General features: G+C 36.3%; 21 protein-coding genes. 17 read left to right on the top strand and 4 right to left on the bottom strand.

Annotated elements, in window-relative coordinates; translation table 11 throughout:
• The first annotated feature begins 218 nt into the window (after positions 1-218).
• Positions 219-419, top strand: coding sequence for a cold-shock protein CspD (cspD, locus tag AB3M96_RS11115; protein ID WP_412967677.1), 201 nt, complete (start codon positions 219-221; stop codon positions 417-419).
• Between the two features lie 247 nt (positions 420-666).
• Here the strand turns inward: cspD and AB3M96_RS11110 are convergent, their stop codons facing one another.
• Complete coding sequence (locus AB3M96_RS11110; protein WP_412967676.1) at positions 667-1,839, bottom strand: M20 family metallopeptidase; 1,173 nt, start codon at positions 1,837-1,839, stop codon at positions 667-669.
• 219 nt (positions 1,840-2,058) lie between these two features.
• On the opposite strand from AB3M96_RS11110, the gene AB3M96_RS11105 reads away from it, so the two are divergent.
• The 12 genes from AB3M96_RS11105 (at position 2,059) to AB3M96_RS11050 (ending at position 13,011) form a co-directional block, all read left to right on the top strand.
• A complete protein-coding gene (locus AB3M96_RS11105; protein ID WP_412967675.1) occupies positions 2,059-2,190 on the top strand; it encodes a YjcZ family sporulation protein in 132 nt (43 codons plus the stop codon).
• A gap of 196 nt (positions 2,191-2,386) precedes the next feature.
• On the top strand, positions 2,387-3,289 hold the full coding sequence (locus tag AB3M96_RS11100; RefSeq protein ID WP_412967674.1) for an NAD(P)/FAD-dependent oxidoreductase: 903 nt from the start codon (positions 2,387-2,389) through the stop codon (positions 3,287-3,289).
• Positions 3,290-3,580: 291 nt separating this feature from the next.
• Positions 3,581-4,942, top strand: a complete 1,362-nt coding sequence (locus AB3M96_RS11095) for an aspartate aminotransferase family protein (RefSeq protein ID WP_412967673.1) — start codon at positions 3,581-3,583, stop codon at positions 4,940-4,942.
• Between the two features lie 14 nt (positions 4,943-4,956).
• Positions 4,957-5,652 carry a CoA transferase subunit A gene (locus AB3M96_RS11090; protein ID WP_412967672.1) on the top strand — a complete coding sequence of 232 codons (696 nt, stop codon included), beginning with the start codon at positions 4,957-4,959 and terminating at the stop codon, positions 5,650-5,652.
• Positions 5,637-6,299 (top strand): 3-oxoacid CoA-transferase subunit B, encoded by a 663-nt coding sequence (locus AB3M96_RS11085; protein WP_412967671.1) that lies wholly within the window; start codon positions 5,637-5,639, stop codon positions 6,297-6,299. The genes AB3M96_RS11090 and AB3M96_RS11085 overlap by 16 nt, the downstream gene beginning before the upstream one ends.
• 70 nt (positions 6,300-6,369) lie before the next feature.
• Positions 6,370-7,647, top strand: coding sequence for a peptidase (locus AB3M96_RS11080; RefSeq protein WP_412967670.1), 1,278 nt, complete (start codon positions 6,370-6,372; stop codon positions 7,645-7,647).
• An 88-nt stretch (positions 7,648-7,735) separates the two neighbouring features.
• On the top strand, positions 7,736-8,560 hold the full coding sequence (gene ablB, locus AB3M96_RS11075; protein WP_412967812.1) for a putative beta-lysine N-acetyltransferase: 825 nt from the start codon (positions 7,736-7,738) through the stop codon (positions 8,558-8,560).
• 98 nt (positions 8,561-8,658) lie between these two features.
• On the top strand, positions 8,659-10,023 hold the full coding sequence (locus AB3M96_RS11070; RefSeq protein WP_412967811.1) for a sigma-54 interaction domain-containing protein: 1,365 nt from the start codon (positions 8,659-8,661) through the stop codon (positions 10,021-10,023).
• 73 nt (positions 10,024-10,096) lie between these two features.
• Positions 10,097-11,509: a lysine 2,3-aminomutase gene (gene kamA, locus AB3M96_RS11065; RefSeq protein WP_412967669.1), complete on the top strand. Its 1,413-nt coding sequence runs from the start codon at positions 10,097-10,099 to the stop codon at positions 11,507-11,509.
• Between the two features lie 65 nt (positions 11,510-11,574).
• On the top strand, positions 11,575-11,847 hold the full coding sequence (locus AB3M96_RS11060; RefSeq protein WP_412967668.1) for a YokU family protein: 273 nt from the start codon (positions 11,575-11,577) through the stop codon (positions 11,845-11,847).
• A 78-nt stretch (positions 11,848-11,925) separates the two neighbouring features.
• A complete protein-coding gene (locus AB3M96_RS11055; protein WP_412967667.1) occupies positions 11,926-12,144 on the top strand; it encodes a YozE family protein in 219 nt (72 codons plus the stop codon).
• 180 nt (positions 12,145-12,324) lie between these two features.
• Positions 12,325-13,011 (top strand): hypothetical protein, encoded by a 687-nt coding sequence (locus AB3M96_RS11050; protein ID WP_412967666.1) that lies wholly within the window; start codon positions 12,325-12,327, stop codon positions 13,009-13,011.
• Here AB3M96_RS11050 and AB3M96_RS11045 read toward each other — a convergent pair.
• The gene (locus AB3M96_RS11045) at positions 13,008-13,202 is read right to left on the bottom strand and encodes a hypothetical protein (protein WP_412967665.1); all 195 of its coding nucleotides are present in this window, start codon (positions 13,200-13,202) and stop codon (positions 13,008-13,010) included. The two genes, AB3M96_RS11050 and AB3M96_RS11045, sit on opposite strands and share 4 nt — an antisense overlap.
• A gap of 158 nt (positions 13,203-13,360) precedes the next feature.
• Here AB3M96_RS11045 and AB3M96_RS11040 point away from each other — a divergent pair, with 158 nt between their 5' ends.
• From AB3M96_RS11040 to AB3M96_RS11030, 3 genes are all read left to right on the top strand, one after another.
• Entirely contained in the window at positions 13,361-13,528 is a 168-nt protein-coding gene (locus AB3M96_RS11040; RefSeq protein ID WP_412967810.1) for a YozD family protein, read from the top strand.
• A gap of 98 nt (positions 13,529-13,626) precedes the next feature.
• Complete coding sequence (locus AB3M96_RS11035; RefSeq protein WP_412967664.1) at positions 13,627-13,866, top strand: hypothetical protein; 240 nt, start codon at positions 13,627-13,629, stop codon at positions 13,864-13,866.
• A gap of 99 nt (positions 13,867-13,965) precedes the next feature.
• Positions 13,966-14,736, top strand: a complete 771-nt coding sequence (locus AB3M96_RS11030; protein WP_412967663.1) for a sporulation protein — start codon at positions 13,966-13,968, stop codon at positions 14,734-14,736.
• 37 nt (positions 14,737-14,773) lie between these two features.
• On the opposite strand, the gene AB3M96_RS11025 is transcribed toward AB3M96_RS11030, so the two are convergent.
• On the bottom strand, positions 14,774-14,920 hold the full coding sequence (locus AB3M96_RS11025) for a hypothetical protein (protein WP_412967662.1): 147 nt from the start codon (positions 14,918-14,920) through the stop codon (positions 14,774-14,776).
• 2 nt (positions 14,921-14,922) lie between these two features.
• The gene (locus AB3M96_RS11020; protein WP_412967661.1) at positions 14,923-15,084 is read right to left on the bottom strand and encodes a hypothetical protein; all 162 of its coding nucleotides are present in this window, start codon (positions 15,082-15,084) and stop codon (positions 14,923-14,925) included.
• Between the two features lie 135 nt (positions 15,085-15,219).
• Between AB3M96_RS11020 and deoD the strand changes: the two genes are divergently transcribed.
• A complete protein-coding gene (deoD, locus tag AB3M96_RS11015; RefSeq protein WP_412967660.1) occupies positions 15,220-15,924 on the top strand; it encodes a purine-nucleoside phosphorylase in 705 nt (234 codons plus the stop codon).
• The last annotated feature ends 91 nt before the right edge of the window (positions 15,925-16,015 follow it).

Below are 16,015 nucleotides of genomic sequence, written 5' to 3'. Positions count from 1 at the left end.
ATATTTACTAAAAAACGATAGTGAATGGTTGACTCTACCAGTAAAGTGATGATATGATTAAACAGACCATTTTCTTGCGTATATAAGTTTCAAGAAACACAGAACGATAATTTCATATTAAATGATTTTCGCTTGTTTTAGAATTTATGTAAGTAGTTTAATGGTTAATTTTTCAAATGCACAATGGTTTGTGTGTTAACATTTAGGAGGCATATTTCATGCAAAATGGTAAAGTAAAATGGTTTAACAGCGAAAAAGGTTTCGGATTCATCGAAGTACAAGGTGGAGACGATGTATTCGTACATTTCTCAGCTATCCAAGGTGACGGTTTCAAAACTTTAGAAGAAGGTCAAGAAGTTTCTTTCGAAATCGTTGAAGGTAACCGCGGACCTCAAGCTGCTAACGTAGTTAAATTATAATTTAACATATAAATTGTACTTAAAGCAGTCCTTAGGGGCTGCTTTATTGTGTTTATAGAAGGTTTAACTCATAAAATATCTTTAGTATTGGCTTTAAATAGTGTTTATATATCAAAATAGGTATATTTTAGGGAATTGTCAATATTACTATGGGGTCAATATTCTTAGAATACAGGCGCTACTGTATAAATCGTTGTTTCTTATGTATATAAAAAAGATGTCCTAGCAGACATCTTCTTCTTGATAATTATTTATTTTTTACTCTAGTAAACTCACTCTTTATTTTTTCTAAGAGTTCTGGATTTGTTAAAATTTCATATCCTGTGAGTGCCATTGCTTTGGCACCAATAATCATCGCTTCTTGGCCTTGTTTACTTAAAGCTGCTTCACGGAATTCATGTGTATGACATGCATATGGTTCATTACAAATTTGAATATATGGATGAATCGAAGGAACGACTTGACTTACATTCCCCATATCTAATGAGCCTGCTCCTTCAGATCTTTCCTGAATTTCTTCGGGGGTGATACCCAGTTCTACAAGAGCGTTCGTAAATGTATCTGATAATGTGTCATTTGTAATCATATTATCATATGAAAACTCATAAAACGATGAGATTACCTTTGCTCCTGTTTGAAGAGCAGCACCTTCCGCACATTTCTTCACCTTTTCTACTAATTCATTTACATATTCGCGAGATCCCGCACGAACATAAAACTGTGCTACTGCATAATCTGGTACAATATTAGCTGCTTTTCCGCCTTCAGAAATAATCCCATGAATACGAGCATCTGGAGTAATATGTTGTCTTAATGCATTTATACTATTAAAGGTATGTAAAACTGCATCAAGTGCATTAATTCCTTCATGCGGACTAGCTGCTGCATGGGCTGCTTTTCCAAAAAACTCAAATTGGATTGCATCCATAGCAAGAGATGTACCACTTTTCTCAGTCTGACTAAGAGGATGTACCATCATAGCAACATCAAGGTGATTAAATATACCTTCATCAGCCATTGTTACCTTCCCGCCTTTAGTTTCTTCTGCTGGCGTACCGTACACAATAACCTTTCCACCAGTCTTTGAAATGACCTTGCTTAATCCAATTCCTGCTGCAATTCCCATAGTTCCAATAAGATTATGGCCGCAGGCATGTCCTAATTCGGGAAGAGCATCATATTCAGACATAATGCCTATTGTTGGCCCTGATATACCGCTGTCATATATTGCTTCAAAAGCAGTTGGTAGATTTGCAGTACCAACTGAAACTGTAAAACCATGTTCCATTAGTTCCTCAGAAAGTATTTTACAAGCCTTAAATTCCTCATGCCCTAACTCAGGATTTGCTCCGATATATGAACTAATTTCATAAAAACGTTCTTTATTTTCCTCAATTGCTGTTAGTATTTCTGTCTTCATGATTACCCTGCTTTCTATAATGGTGTATGAGTTATTATAAAATAATATGTATAAAAATTCAATTAATCTATTATTCTACCTATTAAGTCTAACATATACTATTCTCACAATTACAGTTTCAAAGAAGAAAAAATAATTAAAAAATAGGCACCTGCACATACATAACAACCCATAGGCTCATATCGTAAAGTGTAAATATAAAGAAAGGGAGATGACACTATGCATTACGGGTATCATGATCACTGCGGATTCGGATATGGATATGGTGGATTTGGATATGGCAACAGCTTTGTATTAATTGTTGTGCTGTTTATTTTATTAATTATTGTGGGTGCTTCTTATATTCGATAACCAACAAAGATCGAGGCCTTGTTCACTTCTTGTGAAAGGGCCTTCCATACTATTTGGGTTCATTTTTGGCTTGCGTAATGGACAAGCATTAAATTTAAGTAATATTTTTCCTGAGCTGACAAAAGATAATGAGAGAATGAGAAAATTAGACGGTATTCATTATTAGCAGCAGTAAATCATTTTTTGAGGTGTATATATGACAAAGAATTTTGATTGTATCATTGTTGGTGGGGGGATTGCAGGGCTTCAAGCTGCAATTCAGTTAGGAAGGTATAGGCATAAGATAGCAGTCTTTGATGCAAATGATGGTCGTTCTACTATTTGTAGAAGCTACCATAATATTCTTGGCTGGCCAAATGGGGTTAGTGGAGACACCCTCAGAAAGCTTGGAAGAGAACATGCAGAAAGTTATGGTGTCACTTTTTTTGATAATGAAGTAACAAAATTAGAAAAGAAAAGCGATACTTTTTCATTACTCACTCGTTCGGGTGATACATATAGTGCAAAACGATTATTATTAGCTACTGGAGTTAAGGATAATATTCCAAACGTGAAAAATATTTTCAAATGTCTTGGTTTATCTATTTATATATGTCCGGATTGTGATGGGTATGAAGTTTCAGACAAACATGTCATTGTATTGGGGGCCGGAAGAGCAGGAGCGAACATGGCTTTAACCTTAACGTATTTTACAAAAGATATTACATATGTCGACCATGATTGGAATAAACTTGATACCGAAATAATGGAAAAGGTAAAAAAGGAAAATATTACTTACATTCAAAACCACGTAGAAGAGGTTCTGATCGATGAACAACCTGAAAACTTTCTTGGTGTACGATTAAAAAATGGAACAGTGATAAACGGTGATCGCGGCTTTATTGGGTTTGGAGGGAATGAAGTTCGTTCTACTCTTGCTACACAACTTGGTATTGAAAGAACGGAAAATAAGCATATCATCGTAGACCCTCGTACAAAAAAGACAAATATTGAGAACGTTTGGGCGGCAGGTGATATTGCTGTTCACTCAGAGCAAACAACCATTGCGATGGGTGACGGTATGCAGGCTGCAATTTGGATTCATAAAAGTCTTTTGTAGTAAAAGGTTATACTTTTATGACTATAAATAAGTCTCAATCCCTTTATGTGCATCACTTTTTTTGTGTAGGTTATTCTTTGATAAAATTTGTCTAACTCCTCTGTAAGAATAACGAAATTATCATCCCATTCATACATATGATGTAATAGTAGGCTTCTTAAAAGTGAAACGCTTTCATTTTTTTAAGAACGCCTATTTTTTACAGATTGTATGTATACGCTTCTTTTCAATCTGTATAAGGACAACTACTGCTCTACAATCACCGATTTTTCTAGAAGAGGAGGGTTTACCATGGATGAGACCCGCTTAATTAAACCATTACTTGATAAGGACTACCCAATAATTAGCCATGGTGATGGTATTTATCTATATGATACGAACGGAAAAAAATACCTGGATGGTTCATCAGGAGCTATTACAGCAAGTATAGGCCATGGTGTTCCGGAAATTATCGACGAGATGGAAAGACAGGCTAAAAAAATCTCGTTTGTGTATCGTTCTCAATTTACAAGTGAGCCAGCAGAGAGGCTTGCCAGTAAACTGAGTGATTTAGCGAAAGGAAAGTACGGAGGATATTGGTCATTTTTTGTTAACAGTGGTTCAGAAGCAACAGAAACGGCGATGAAAATTGCAATTCAATATTGGCAGGAAAAAGGCATTAAAGGTAAAAATAAAATTTTATCCAGATGGATGAGTTATCACGGAATAACAATTGGCGCTTTGTCAATGTCAGGGCACTCTGCCAGGAGGGCAAGATTCGTATCACTGCTTGAGGACTATCCAACTATCTCACCTCCATATTGTTTTCGTTGTCCATATAATGCTAGTTATCCTAGTTGTAATCATATGTGTGCATTTGAATTAGAACAAGCAATTAACCGTATAGGTGAAGAGCACATTGCTGCTTTTATTGCAGAGCCTATTATTGGAGCTGCTGGCGGTGCAATTGTTCCTCCTGCAGGATACTACCAAGTCATAAAGAAAATATGTGAGAAACACAATATCATATTTATCGCTGATGAAGTGATGACTGGGATCGGGAGAACGGGCAAAATGTTTGCGTTAGAACACTGGGATACAAATGCAGATATTATTGCACTAGGAAAAGGGATGAGTGCTGGTTATACTCCAATTGCGGCTACGCTAGTTAGTGAAAAGGTTATGGAACCAATTAAAGCAGGCTCAAAACTAATAATGAGCGGTCATACGTATAGTGCAAATCCACAATCTGCAGCGGTTGCTTTAGCAGTGCTTGAGTTTATTGAGAAAAATAGTCTAGTAGAAGCTGCTGAAAAAAACGGAGAATACTTGTTATTAAAATTACAAGATTTACAGAGGAAATATCCAATCATTGGTGAAGTTAGAGGTAAAGGAATGATGTGTGGGATTGAGCTTGTTTCCGATATGATTACAAAGTTTCCATTCAAAAAGGAATTAGATGTAACAGGACTACTTGTTTCTATAGCACAGAGCAATGGACTTTTATTATATCCTGCAGCGGCAGGAATCGCAGGAGTCGGTGGTGACGCCATTTTAGTTGCTCCGCCGCTAACGACCACTACTTCACAAATTGATGAACTAATTCATTTACTTGATAAAACCCTCTCAGATATAGATAAGGAACTTCAAGTAACTGGAGTAACGATAGCATAACTGGAGGTGAAATAATGCTAGATAATCGATACAAAAAAATATCTACATTAGAGGATGCACTTTCTCATATCCATGATGGTTCTTCACTGATGTTTGGGGGTTTTGGTGGAATTGGAAGTCCCCCTACACTCATTGAAGGCATTCTTGATAAGGGAATACGAGATTTGACGCTAATAGGAAATGATACAGGATTTCCCAATATTGGAATTGGTAAGCTTGTGAGCCGAGGGCATGCAAAAAAATGTATTGTTTCTCATATTGGTTCAAACCCGATTGCAGGGCAATTAATGACTGATGGAAAGCTGGATATAGAGTTTTCACCACAAGGAACACTAGCAGAAAGAATTCGTGCCGGGGGTGTTGGCTTAGGGGGAATTCTGGTTGATGTTGGAATTGATAATGAAATTGTATCTGGAGGGAAGCAAAGAATAGTAGTAGATTCAAAGGAATATCTCCTGGAAACTCCGTTGACGGCAGATGTTTCAATCGTTTTTGCGCAAAAAGCAGATCCATTTGGGAATTTGATCTATGACAAAAGTGCCCGAAATATGAACCCTCTTGTTGCGATGGCAGGAAAATTCACAATTGCTGAGGTAGAAGAGATTGTTCCTCTATCTGAACTCGACCCAGAACAGATTATAACACCTGGAATCTATATCGATATGATCATAAAGAGCAAAGGGGTGAACTGGAAATGGGTATGGGAATAGACGTACGAAATCGAATTGCGCGTCGTGCAGCTCAAGAAGTAAAGGATGGAATGATTGTTAATTTAGGAATTGGAATTCCATCACTTGTTCCGAATCACCTACCTGATGGAATGAATGTTATGGTTCACGCAGAAAACGGTATTCTCGGAATTGGACCTAGCCCCCAGAACGGACAGGAGGATGAGAATCTTTGTAATGCTGCTGGTTATCCCGTAACAACCGTAGTAGGTTCATCCTATTTTGATAGTTCAATAGCTTTCGGGATGATTCGTAGAGGCTATATAGATATTACAATACTAGGTTCTTTACAAGTTAGTCAACATGGGGACCTTGCAAATTGGATTGTTCCAGGAAAGCGGGTCCCTGGTATGGGTGGAGCAATGGAGCTGGCTCAAAAAGCCAAAAAGGTCATTGTGTTAATGAACCATATTGATAAGCTTGGTAACTCAAAAATCGTAAAAGAATGTAATTTACCGCTTACATCTAAAAACTGTGTTGATTTAATTATTACAGATATGGCAGTAATTGAGGTAACAGAGAATGGCCTTTTATTACTTGAGGTTATGAGTCCTTATTCAGTAGAAGAGGTAATTCAACATACTGCTGCAGAGTTGAAGCTAAGTGATAGCATTTTGCATATATCATAAGCATTTATCGTAAATATAGTTGTATTGTATCACCTCACACTACCCTACAACTTATAAAGGGGGAGATTATTTGAATGAACAACAAGAGATTATTAGTAAATGGATTCAGCAAAATAAGGGAAAAGGTATACGTCTGTTAAAGAAGCTTGTCCAAGAACCCAGTCTGCAAGGAAATGAGGGGTCATCACAGGCAATTATAATTGAAAAGTGTAGAGAACTCGGGCTTGAAATCGATATTTGGGAGCCAAGCGGTAGTGAATTAATTCAACACCCATATTTTGTTTCACCAAGAACGAGTTTTACTGATAGTCCCAATATCGTTGCAGTTTTAAAAGGAGAAGGGGGAGGGCGTTCCTTATTATTAAATGGACATATTGATGTTGTTCCTGAAGGTGACCGTACAAATTGGCATGTTGATCCTTACTCAGCTGAAATAAAAGACGGTAAATTATATGGTCGTGGTTCTACCGATATGAAAGGTGGAAATGTATCCTTACTTTTAGCAATTGAAGCAATTAAAGAATCCGGCATAAAGCTAAAAGGTGATATTATTTTTCAGAGTGTAATTGAAGAAGAAAGTGGCGGTGCTGGGACGCTTGCAACTATATTAAAGGGATATAAGGCAGATGGAGCCATTATACCTGAGCCAACTAATATGAAAATCTTCCCTAAGCAACAAGGTTCACTATGGTTTAAGGTAGATATACGAGGACGATCTGCACATGGTGGAACAAGATACGAGGGTATTAGTGCAATTGAGAAAAGCATGGTGGTTATTAAACATATTTTAAAGCTTGAAATGATGCGTAATGCAGCAATCTCTGATCCGCTTTATAAAAACACTCCTATTCCTGTTCCAATCAATATCGGAAAAATTAGCGGCGGTACTTGGCCGTCATCAGTTCCAGATCTTGTGACAATAGAGGGTCGAATGGGAGTTGCTCCTGAGGAGACAATCGAAAATGCAAAAGCAGAAATGAAACAATGGTTAGAAAAGCTACCCGAAATTGATTCGTGGTTTCATGAATATCCTGCCCGGCTTGAATGGTTTGGTGCCCGGTGGGTCCCAGGTACGATTGATATTGATCATGAATTAATGAATCTATTAACAACGAGTTATAAGCAAGTGAAGAAAGTAGAGCCAATCATTGAAGCATCACCATGGGGAACTGATGGTGGGTTATTAACAGCAGTAGGAAATATCCCAACGATTATCTTTGGTCCTGGTACTACTGAAGTCGCGCACTATCCGAATGAATATATAGAACTAGAGAAAATGTTTGAGGCAGCAGAGATCATAGCTCACACAATTCTAGCTTGGTGTGAAGTCTCGGACCATACATGTTAAGATAGAATAGTAGAATAAATATGATAGTGTAAAAAAGTATTTAGGAGGATTTCAGTTGTCGAACGAGAAGTATAGTGAAGAAAAAACAATTAAAGGTTCTACATACCATGCGAAAATTAACCTAGACTTTTTTAATCGTAGGCTAAAGCTTGAAGAATATAGAGGTAACCTACCGCTAATTATTGAAGAAATGTATAAACTGGTGGATAACCACCAATTAGAGAAGCTAATTTGTAAAGTCCGTCATGAGGATCTCTTTGTATTTATAGAGAACGGTTTTATGATTGAGGCTGTTATCAAAAGATATTTCGTTGGAAGCGATTGTTACTTTGTAACCAAGTATTTTAGTAATGAGCGTAGGAATAGTGATAAGTGGATGGAAGAGGAAACTATTCTCTCAGGCGTACTTGCCAAAAAACGAGAAGAATACTCACCGGATAGTGATCCCAAATTTCATATTCGAAAAGCAACACCTAAAGATGCCACTGAGCTTGCTTCCCTATATAGTCAAGTGTTTCAAATTTACCCAACACCGTTAAACAAACCGAATTATATAGAGAAAGTCATGAATGATACAACCATTTTTTATGTGGTCGAAGATAATGGTCAAATTGTAAGTGCCGCATCCGCAGAAGTAAATGGTCCGCAATTCAATGCTGAATTAACTGATTGCGCAACATTACCATCTTATCGGAAACATGGACTAATGAAACAATTGCTTGTTCGGTTAGAGGAAGAATTAGTTAGAAATGATATATTCTGTGCTTATTCAATTGCCAGAGCATTATCTTATGGAATGAATAATTGCTTTTATCAGTTAGGCTACTCCTATACTGGAAGACTAACCAATAATTGTTATATTTTTGACAAAATTGAAGATATGAATGTATGGGTAAGAGATTTATCTCAATAAATAATATCTATGCCGAAAATTCGGCGTGAGATGCCGATAATTCATCATGAACTAACACCTGTTCAAAGGAGGTGGGACTCTTGCATATCGGAGAAGAAATGGTTATTGCAATTCTAGATAGCATCGATGAAGCGATACATGTAGTAAATAAAGAAGGAATTACCATCTTTTATAATCAGGTAGCTGCAAATCATGATGGACTAAATAAGGAAGAAGTCTTAGGTAAGCATATTTTAGAAGTCTTTCCGTCACTTTCAGAAGAATCTAGTACTCTCCTTAAGGTGATACAAACCAAGCAGCCGATTTTTCATCAACCTCAAACCTATAAAAACAAATGGGGGAAATTAATCGATACGATAAATACCACTCTTCCGATTAACGTCAATGGTCAATTTATCGGGGCAGTTGAAATTGGAAAAGACTATTCTAAAATTAAGTCGCTCTCAAATAAGTTAATGGACCTTCAATCAAAGGTAAGAGGAGTCTCAAAAAAACCTAGCGAGCTATACGGAGCAAAATATACCTTTGATGATATTCTTACAAGAAATAAGCATTTTGAATTTGTGAAAAAACAAGCCTCAAAAGTAGCGCAATCAGCCTCAACTGTACTTGTCTATGGTGAGACTGGAACCGGTAAGGAATTGCTTGTTCAATCAATTCATAATATGTCACCTCGTAAACAAGCTCCATTTATCGCCCAAAATTGTGCAGCTTTACCTGAAAGTTTACTAGAAAGTATTCTATTTGGAACTGTCAAAGGCAGCTATACAGGTGCAGTTGATCGTGCCGGATTATTTGAAATTGCACATGGAGGTACTCTTTTTTTAGATGAAATTAATTCAATGCCTTTAGAGCTCCAGTCACGTTTGTTACGGGTTTTAGAGGATGGATTAGTTAGACGAATTGGTAGTCCAAAAGCATTTCAGGTCGATGTACGCGTCATTGTAGCTCTAAATAAGCTTCCTTCAGAATGTGTGAAGGATAATGAATTAAGGCCCGATCTTTACTACCGCTTAAATGTATTCTCACTTGAAATTCCTCCATTAAGAGAGCGCTTAGAAGATATTCCGTTTTTAGTTGACTATTTTATTGCTTCGTATAATCATAGTTTTCAGAAGGATGTTTGGAAGACTGATGAAGAGGTATTACAGTTATTTGGCGAGTATTCTTGGCCGGGGAATGTACGTGAACTAAAGCATGTTATTGAACATGCAATGATTATGGTAGATGGTAACAATTTAACAAGAAGTCACTTACCAACGCATATTAATCAAACTGAAAAAACGGTAATTGAAAAACAAAGTCATGTATTGAAACCACTCCGTCAAGCCTTGCAAGAGACGGAATCGATTCTTATAACCAGTGCAATGGAAACAGCAGAGGGAAATATCAATCAAGCAGCAAAACTTCTTCAAATTCCACGTCAAACACTGCAATATAAACTTCAAAAATTGAATAAATAATTAGTATTTCTCCTCCTAACTGACTTTTTGGCATGCAATTTGCATGATTAAGTTAACAGGGAGGAGATTTTTTATGATTATGAATCTTTATAAACCGAAACGTCATTGGAAAGATATTGAACTATGGAAGGATGTAACAGAAGAACAATGGAATGATTGGCTTTGGCAGTTGACCAATACAATCCGGACGATTGGTGACTTGCGAAAGGTGATAAACCTGACACCTGAGGAAGAAGAAGGAGTTCTTATATCCACTAAAACAATACCTTTGAATATAACGCCATACTATGCTTCTTTAATGAATCCCGATGATCCGCGTTGTCCAATACGTATGCAATCAGTTCCAATTGGTAAGGAAATCCATAAAACCAAATACGATATGGAGGATCCACTAGAGGAAGATGAGGATTCACCAGTTCCAGGGCTTACTCATCGATATCCTGACCGTGTATTGTTTTTAGTAACAAATCAATGTTCTATGTATTGCCGATATTGCACAAGAAGACGATTCTCTGGTCAAATTGGAATGGGAGTACCAAAGAAGCAATTAGATGCAGCTATCGAATACATTGCAAAAACGGAGGAAGTTCGTGATGTATTGATTTCTGGTGGTGACGGTCTTCTTATTAATGATAATATCCTGGAATATATCCTTAAAAACTTACGTGCCATCCCACATGTTGAAATAATCCGAATTGGAACAAGAGCACCTGTTGTATTTCCGCAGCGAATTACAGAAAATCTTTGTAATATTCTAAAGAAGTACCATCCGGTATGGTTAAATACTCACTTTAATACTTCTATTGAAATTACAGAAGAGGCAAAGAAAGCATGTGAAATGCTTGTGAATTCAGGTGTTCCAGTTGGAAACCAATCTGTTATATTAGCAGGAATCAACGACAGCGTTGAAATTATGAAAAAGCTTATGCACGACCTAGTCAAAATCAGAGTGCGTCCTTATTATATATATCAATGTGATCTTTCAGAGGGAATTGGGCATTTTAGGGCACCAGTTTCAAAAGGTCTAGAAATAATAGAAGGTCTCCGTGGCCATACGTCTGGTTATGCCGTTCCAACATTCGTTTGTGACGCTCCAGGTGGTGGTGGAAAGATAGCACTGCAACCGAATTATTTGATTTCGCAAAGCCCGGAAAAAGTTGTTCTTCGTAATTTTGAAGGAGTTATTACTACGTATCCAGAGCCGGAGAATTATGTGCCAGGTCGTGCCGATGCATATTTTACAGAGCACTATGGTTCCTTAGAGAATAAAAAATCAACAGCCGGGGTTGCTGGATTGTTACGAGAAGAAGGATTTAACCTTGTCCCAGAAGGGATTAATCGTATCAATCGAAGAAAAAAATACAATGAAGACCCTAGTCACAGCACGTTAAAAGATAGACGAGATAAACGGGACGTTTTAAAAGATAAAAAATACCAATCAACCCTTAAGAAAATGAAGGGGCAAGATGAAGAAGTTTCAAATTAATAATTATGTTATCGGTGGGGGATGCCTGACCCACTGATTTCTTTTTTCCTGAAGGAGGGGTAAAAATGAAGTGTATGTGGTGTGAGTCAGAAGAAGCATACGAAGATAAGAATAGTGTGTACTGGGAGTTGCCTGATGGTACACGAGCAATTGAAATTACTGATACTCCATGTGTGGTTTGTAATCAATGTGGAATGATATATCAAGAAGAGACAATAATCAATGAAATAGAAGACCACCTTTTACTTATTAATACAAAACAAATAGAAAATACAGTAACTTACAAAAGTCTTATGTCTGTGCCAAGACTACTAAAAAAGAATTATTTTCGATTTTGAAATACTTTTCAGTATGAAAAGCTATTGTAAAATGATAAAATGACAAAAAACTGTCAGTCAAGAGTAGGGTGTGTACAAATGAACAAGTCGTTTTATCATTATATAACTAAGTTTCGAGCTGCAAAGGCTAAGGATGAAATTACTAAATTAGCAAATGACATTTATTTAGATCATGCATTTCCAAAGTATTCACAGGATTATCATGAAATAAGTTCATATCTTGAACTGAATGGTCACTATTTGACAAGCATGACAGTCTTCGATAGAGCGTGGGAACTTTATGAAAATGAGGAATAAAACCAAGACGGGGAGCAACTTTTGCCCCGTTTTTTTATTGTGTTTTTTACCATAGTTTTGGCTCGTTAAATGATAAGATTTCTTTTTTTACATAGTCCATTTCGTTTAGCGTTTTAGCCAATAGCTGCATATAATATCTCACACCCTTATACCAGAACTAAAATAGTGGGGAATGAGACGATGGAAAATAAAAGCAGAAAACCTAAATTCAAAATCGGTGATATTGTAGTCGTTACACTTTATGGGACAGTCGGTTCTGTCACTGATATAAAAAGGTTAGATGGAAATTATTTATATAAGGTGAATAAAGGTGAGGCCTTTTATTCTGAGTCTTCATTAACTTTGTTATCGAACTATAAGGGAAAACAAATTGAAATTGAGAAGATTGAGATAGAGTACAAATTCTATTTTGGTGATTTAGTCTTCGTGCAAGGATATGAAAATGACATTTTTAAAATTGTTGGTATTCACACGGAGATATGGAGATATAAAGAGGGTGCGTGGGAGGAAGTAATTTATGAACTGGCACGAATTACAGATGGTGAGTGGCTTGAGGCTGGAGAAAATGAGCTGACATTACTCGCCGACTATGAACAAGCTGAAACATTCCTTCAAAAATACGAATTAAAGTATGTGAAAAAGAAAAACAAAAATGTGGGGATGCATAATATGGATATCCATCGTAAATCAGAAAAAGAAAATTTGCGTATAAAAAAAGAGAAAAAAGAAATTATTGATGGTTTATTAGATGTGTATAACGACTATAAAATATTATATGATATGTTTCAAGATAAGAAGTATAAAGATGTTATGGATCTAGCGTTAAGAAACCTCGAAAAATTTGAAACTGGGAAAAGTAATGATTAGGACATTTTTAGGAACTGAAAAATCACATAGAGAAAGAATGGAACTCCAAAGAATACGATTGCCTTAAATAGGCCATTCGTTATTTTTCCTAGTACTTTGTCAAATTGATCTCCGTCAATAAACTCTAGTATAGTATTTTTATGTGTTTTCTCCTCGTTTACGTAATAGTGTTGAATAGTATTTTGTTTCATTACGCTAACCCCTCCAATGGCTTGTCTACTTTTTATATTTCATACTATGTATGAATCTATGATTTCATGACTAAAAAAATAAAAAGATATACATAAGAAGTTCTTTAGACATACGTATCACATAATTTTCATACATCTTAATAAAGGGGGCGATAATTCTGAAGGAAATAGAGGTTGTTATTGACACTGAAGAGATAGCGGAGTTTTTTTACAACGAGCTAGTACGAAGGGGTTTTGCCCCAAGCGAGGATGAACTGGACGAACTCGCTGACATTACATTTGAATATCTACTTTATAAGTGTGTAATTGATGAAGAGGATGAATAAGTAGTAAGTACATATCGACGGCTCGCCGTCGATTTTTCTTTTTAAAACAGAGTTAGTAGAAGGATTTTTCACTGATTTGTAGAAAAAAGAAGGTAGCAGTGATTTTAGATCGAGGTGAAGATATGAGGAGTTGGGTGTTTATTAGTTGTGGCCTATTTATGATAATCCTTTCTGTGGTAGGAACTTATTTAACATTTTTCAAACCACAAGTAGGTCCAATTGGAAATGGTACCGTTTCAACCCTTTCAAAAGTACTCCTTATCTATCCTGTATTAAGTGGTGCATTCTTTTTGACAATCGGTATAGTTACATTGATACATAAAGGTAATTCAAAGTAGGATTGTCTTTTAAAATAAAAATGTACATTTTAGAAACTTTTTTAATTCCCGTTCGTATACTCTTATATCGAACGAAATTGATATCTGGGAGGAAAATAAATGTCTCTATTTAACAAGATTTTTTCAAGTATTGGTATTGGTAGTGCAAGAGTTGATGCAAAATTAACGAAAGACCAGTTTAAGGTTGGGGAAGAGGTTCAAGGAATTGTTGAAGTTGTTGGCGGAAATACTGAGCAGCAAATTGATGAAATCTACCTGTCATTGATGACAACTTATATTAAAGAGTCAAATGACAGAAAGTTTAACCAACAAGCAACAATTAATAAGGTGAAAATTGTTGAACCATTTAAAATAGGTGTTAATGAAAAAAGAGAATTTCCATTTACATTTGTTCTTCCTCTCGATACTCCTGTAACACTTGGGAAGACTAGAGTATGGCTTCATACAGGATTAGATATAAAAAATGCAGTCGATCCATCTGATAAGGATTATTTATTAATTTCACCATCTCCACTAGTTGCAGGGGTGTTAAATGCAGTGTATGATTTAGGATTTAGCCTTCGTAAGGTGGACTGTGAGGCAGCACCTTACCGCTTAAGAGGACGCCTTCCGTTTATTCAAGAATTTGAATTTGTTCCTACAAGTGGCCAATACCGTGGTAGACTAGATGAACTCGAGTTAGTATTCTTCCCTCAATCATCTAGTCAAGTAGAAGTGATGATGCAGGTAGATAGACGCGCAAGAGGCTTAGGAAGTCTGTTAGCAGAAGCATTAGAAATGGATGAAACGAACGTGAGATTCACTGTCCATTCAAGTGATTTACCAACAATTCGTGAACAACTTACAAGTATTATTAACAAATATAGTTAATCAAAAGGCTTGAGCATATATGCTCAAGCCTTTTTCATCATTGATTATGTCCAGGGCCATTTTTTCTGCCGCCAGCTGCTGAATGTTCTTTCCCATGTGCAATATGCTCAGCTTCGATAGCCTCAGGTGGGATATGATTGTTCTTCTTAGGTGCATTAATTCTGCTTCTATGTTTTTTACCCATAGTTAATAGCCTCCGTCAGATTGATTGTTTTGATTATGCGTTTGCATGAAACCTTGTTTAGCTTTTTTAGAAGTGTTTGGTGGGTTACCAACACCTTTTGTTGTATCAGTCTCATTTGCATATTGCACTGCTTGTCTTAATTTTTTACTCATTTTATCAGCCAAAATGTAATCCTCCCTTATGGAATGGTACAAGATTATCATTCCCCATCTATTTTGCGTTAATGAATTCTTTTAGGTAGAATATAAAATGTGGTATGCTTTGTTAATGGAAGATTTATAAACGTAGGAGGAATTATGATGAGTGTTCATATAGGAGCAAAACAAGGTGAAATAGCAGAAACAATACTGCTTCCTGGTGACCCATTACGTGCAAAATTTATTGCAGAAACTTTTTTAGAAGATGTACATTGCTATAACAATGTGCGAGGAATGTTAGGATTTACCGGTACATATAAAGGTAAGCGAGTATCAGTTCAGGGAACCGGAATGGGAGTTCCATCGATATCTATATACATACATGAATTAATGGCCGAATACGGTGTGCAAAAATTAATTCGCGTTGGTACCTGTGGTGCAATTCAAAAGGATGTAAAAGTAAGAGACGTTATTTTAGCAATGACTTCGTCTACTAATTCACAAATGAATCGACTCACTTTTGGAGGTGTGGATTACGCTCCAACTGCCTCATTTGAATTGTTAAAAAATGCATATGATGTAGGAGTTGAAAAAGGACTTCAATTAAAAGTAGGAAATGTCTTCACAAGTGATGTTTTTTACAATGACAATGCTGAGTTAGAAAAATGGGCTCAATATGGTATCCTTGCGATTGAAATGGAGACAACTGCACTATATACATTAGCTGCAAAGTTCGGACGTAAAGCACTATCTGTTTTAACGGTTAGTGATCACATCCTAACTGGAGAAGAAACAACTTCTGAGGAGCGTCAATCTACATTTAACGAAATGATAGAGGTTGCTCTTGAAGCTGCATTAAAAGAGTAAAGAAAATAAGAGAAAGAAAAAATTTCGTCTGTATAAGGCGGAATTTTTTTCCTATTTAAGGACGGTAGGAGAGTATGTGGAGCTTTTCTAA

The organism is Ferdinandcohnia jepli, assembly GCF_047246645.1.
Classification (GTDB): domain Bacteria; phylum Bacillota; class Bacilli; order Bacillales; family Bacillaceae_L; genus Ferdinandcohnia.
This window is presented reverse-complemented; position numbering and strand designations above follow the sequence as displayed.

Excerpts from the sequence above, each read along its gene's own strand:
- AB3M96_RS11070 (WP_412967811.1), top strand. The coding sequence starts at position 8,659 with ATGGTTATTGCAATTCTAGATAGCATCGATGAAGCGATACATGTAGTA.
- AB3M96_RS11090 (WP_412967672.1), top strand. The coding sequence starts at position 4,957 with ATGCTAGATAATCGATACAAAAAAATATCTACATTAGAGGATGCACTT.
- AB3M96_RS11085 (WP_412967671.1), top strand. The coding sequence starts at position 5,637 with ATGGGTATGGGAATAGACGTACGAAATCGAATTGCGCGTCGTGCAGCT.
- AB3M96_RS11105 (WP_412967675.1), top strand. The coding sequence starts at position 2,059 with ATGCATTACGGGTATCATGATCACTGCGGATTCGGATATGGATATGGT.
- kamA (WP_412967669.1), top strand. The coding sequence starts at position 10,097 with ATGATTATGAATCTTTATAAACCGAAACGTCATTGGAAAGATATTGAA.
- deoD (WP_412967660.1), top strand. The coding sequence starts at position 15,220 with ATGAGTGTTCATATAGGAGCAAAACAAGGTGAAATAGCAGAAACAATA.
- AB3M96_RS11055 (WP_412967667.1), top strand. The coding sequence starts at position 11,926 with ATGAACAAGTCGTTTTATCATTATATAACTAAGTTTCGAGCTGCAAAG.
- AB3M96_RS11100 (WP_412967674.1), top strand. The coding sequence starts at position 2,387 with ATGACAAAGAATTTTGATTGTATCATTGTTGGTGGGGGGATTGCAGGG.
- AB3M96_RS11060 (WP_412967668.1), top strand. The coding sequence starts at position 11,575 with ATGAAGTGTATGTGGTGTGAGTCAGAAGAAGCATACGAAGATAAGAAT.
- cspD (WP_412967677.1), top strand. The coding sequence starts at position 219 with ATGCAAAATGGTAAAGTAAAATGGTTTAACAGCGAAAAAGGTTTCGGA.
- AB3M96_RS11110 (WP_412967676.1), bottom strand. The coding sequence starts at position 1,839 with ATGAAGACAGAAATACTAACAGCAATTGAGGAAAATAAAGAACGTTTT.
- AB3M96_RS11095 (WP_412967673.1), top strand. The coding sequence starts at position 3,581 with ATGGATGAGACCCGCTTAATTAAACCATTACTTGATAAGGACTACCCA.
- AB3M96_RS11050 (WP_412967666.1), top strand. The coding sequence starts at position 12,325 with ATGGAAAATAAAAGCAGAAAACCTAAATTCAAAATCGGTGATATTGTA.
- AB3M96_RS11025 (WP_412967662.1), bottom strand. The coding sequence starts at position 14,920 with ATGGGTAAAAAACATAGAAGCAGAATTAATGCACCTAAGAAGAACAAT.
- AB3M96_RS11045 (WP_412967665.1), bottom strand. The coding sequence starts at position 13,202 with ATGAAACAAAATACTATTCAACACTATTACGTAAACGAGGAGAAAACA.
- AB3M96_RS11030 (WP_412967663.1), top strand. The coding sequence starts at position 13,966 with ATGTCTCTATTTAACAAGATTTTTTCAAGTATTGGTATTGGTAGTGCA.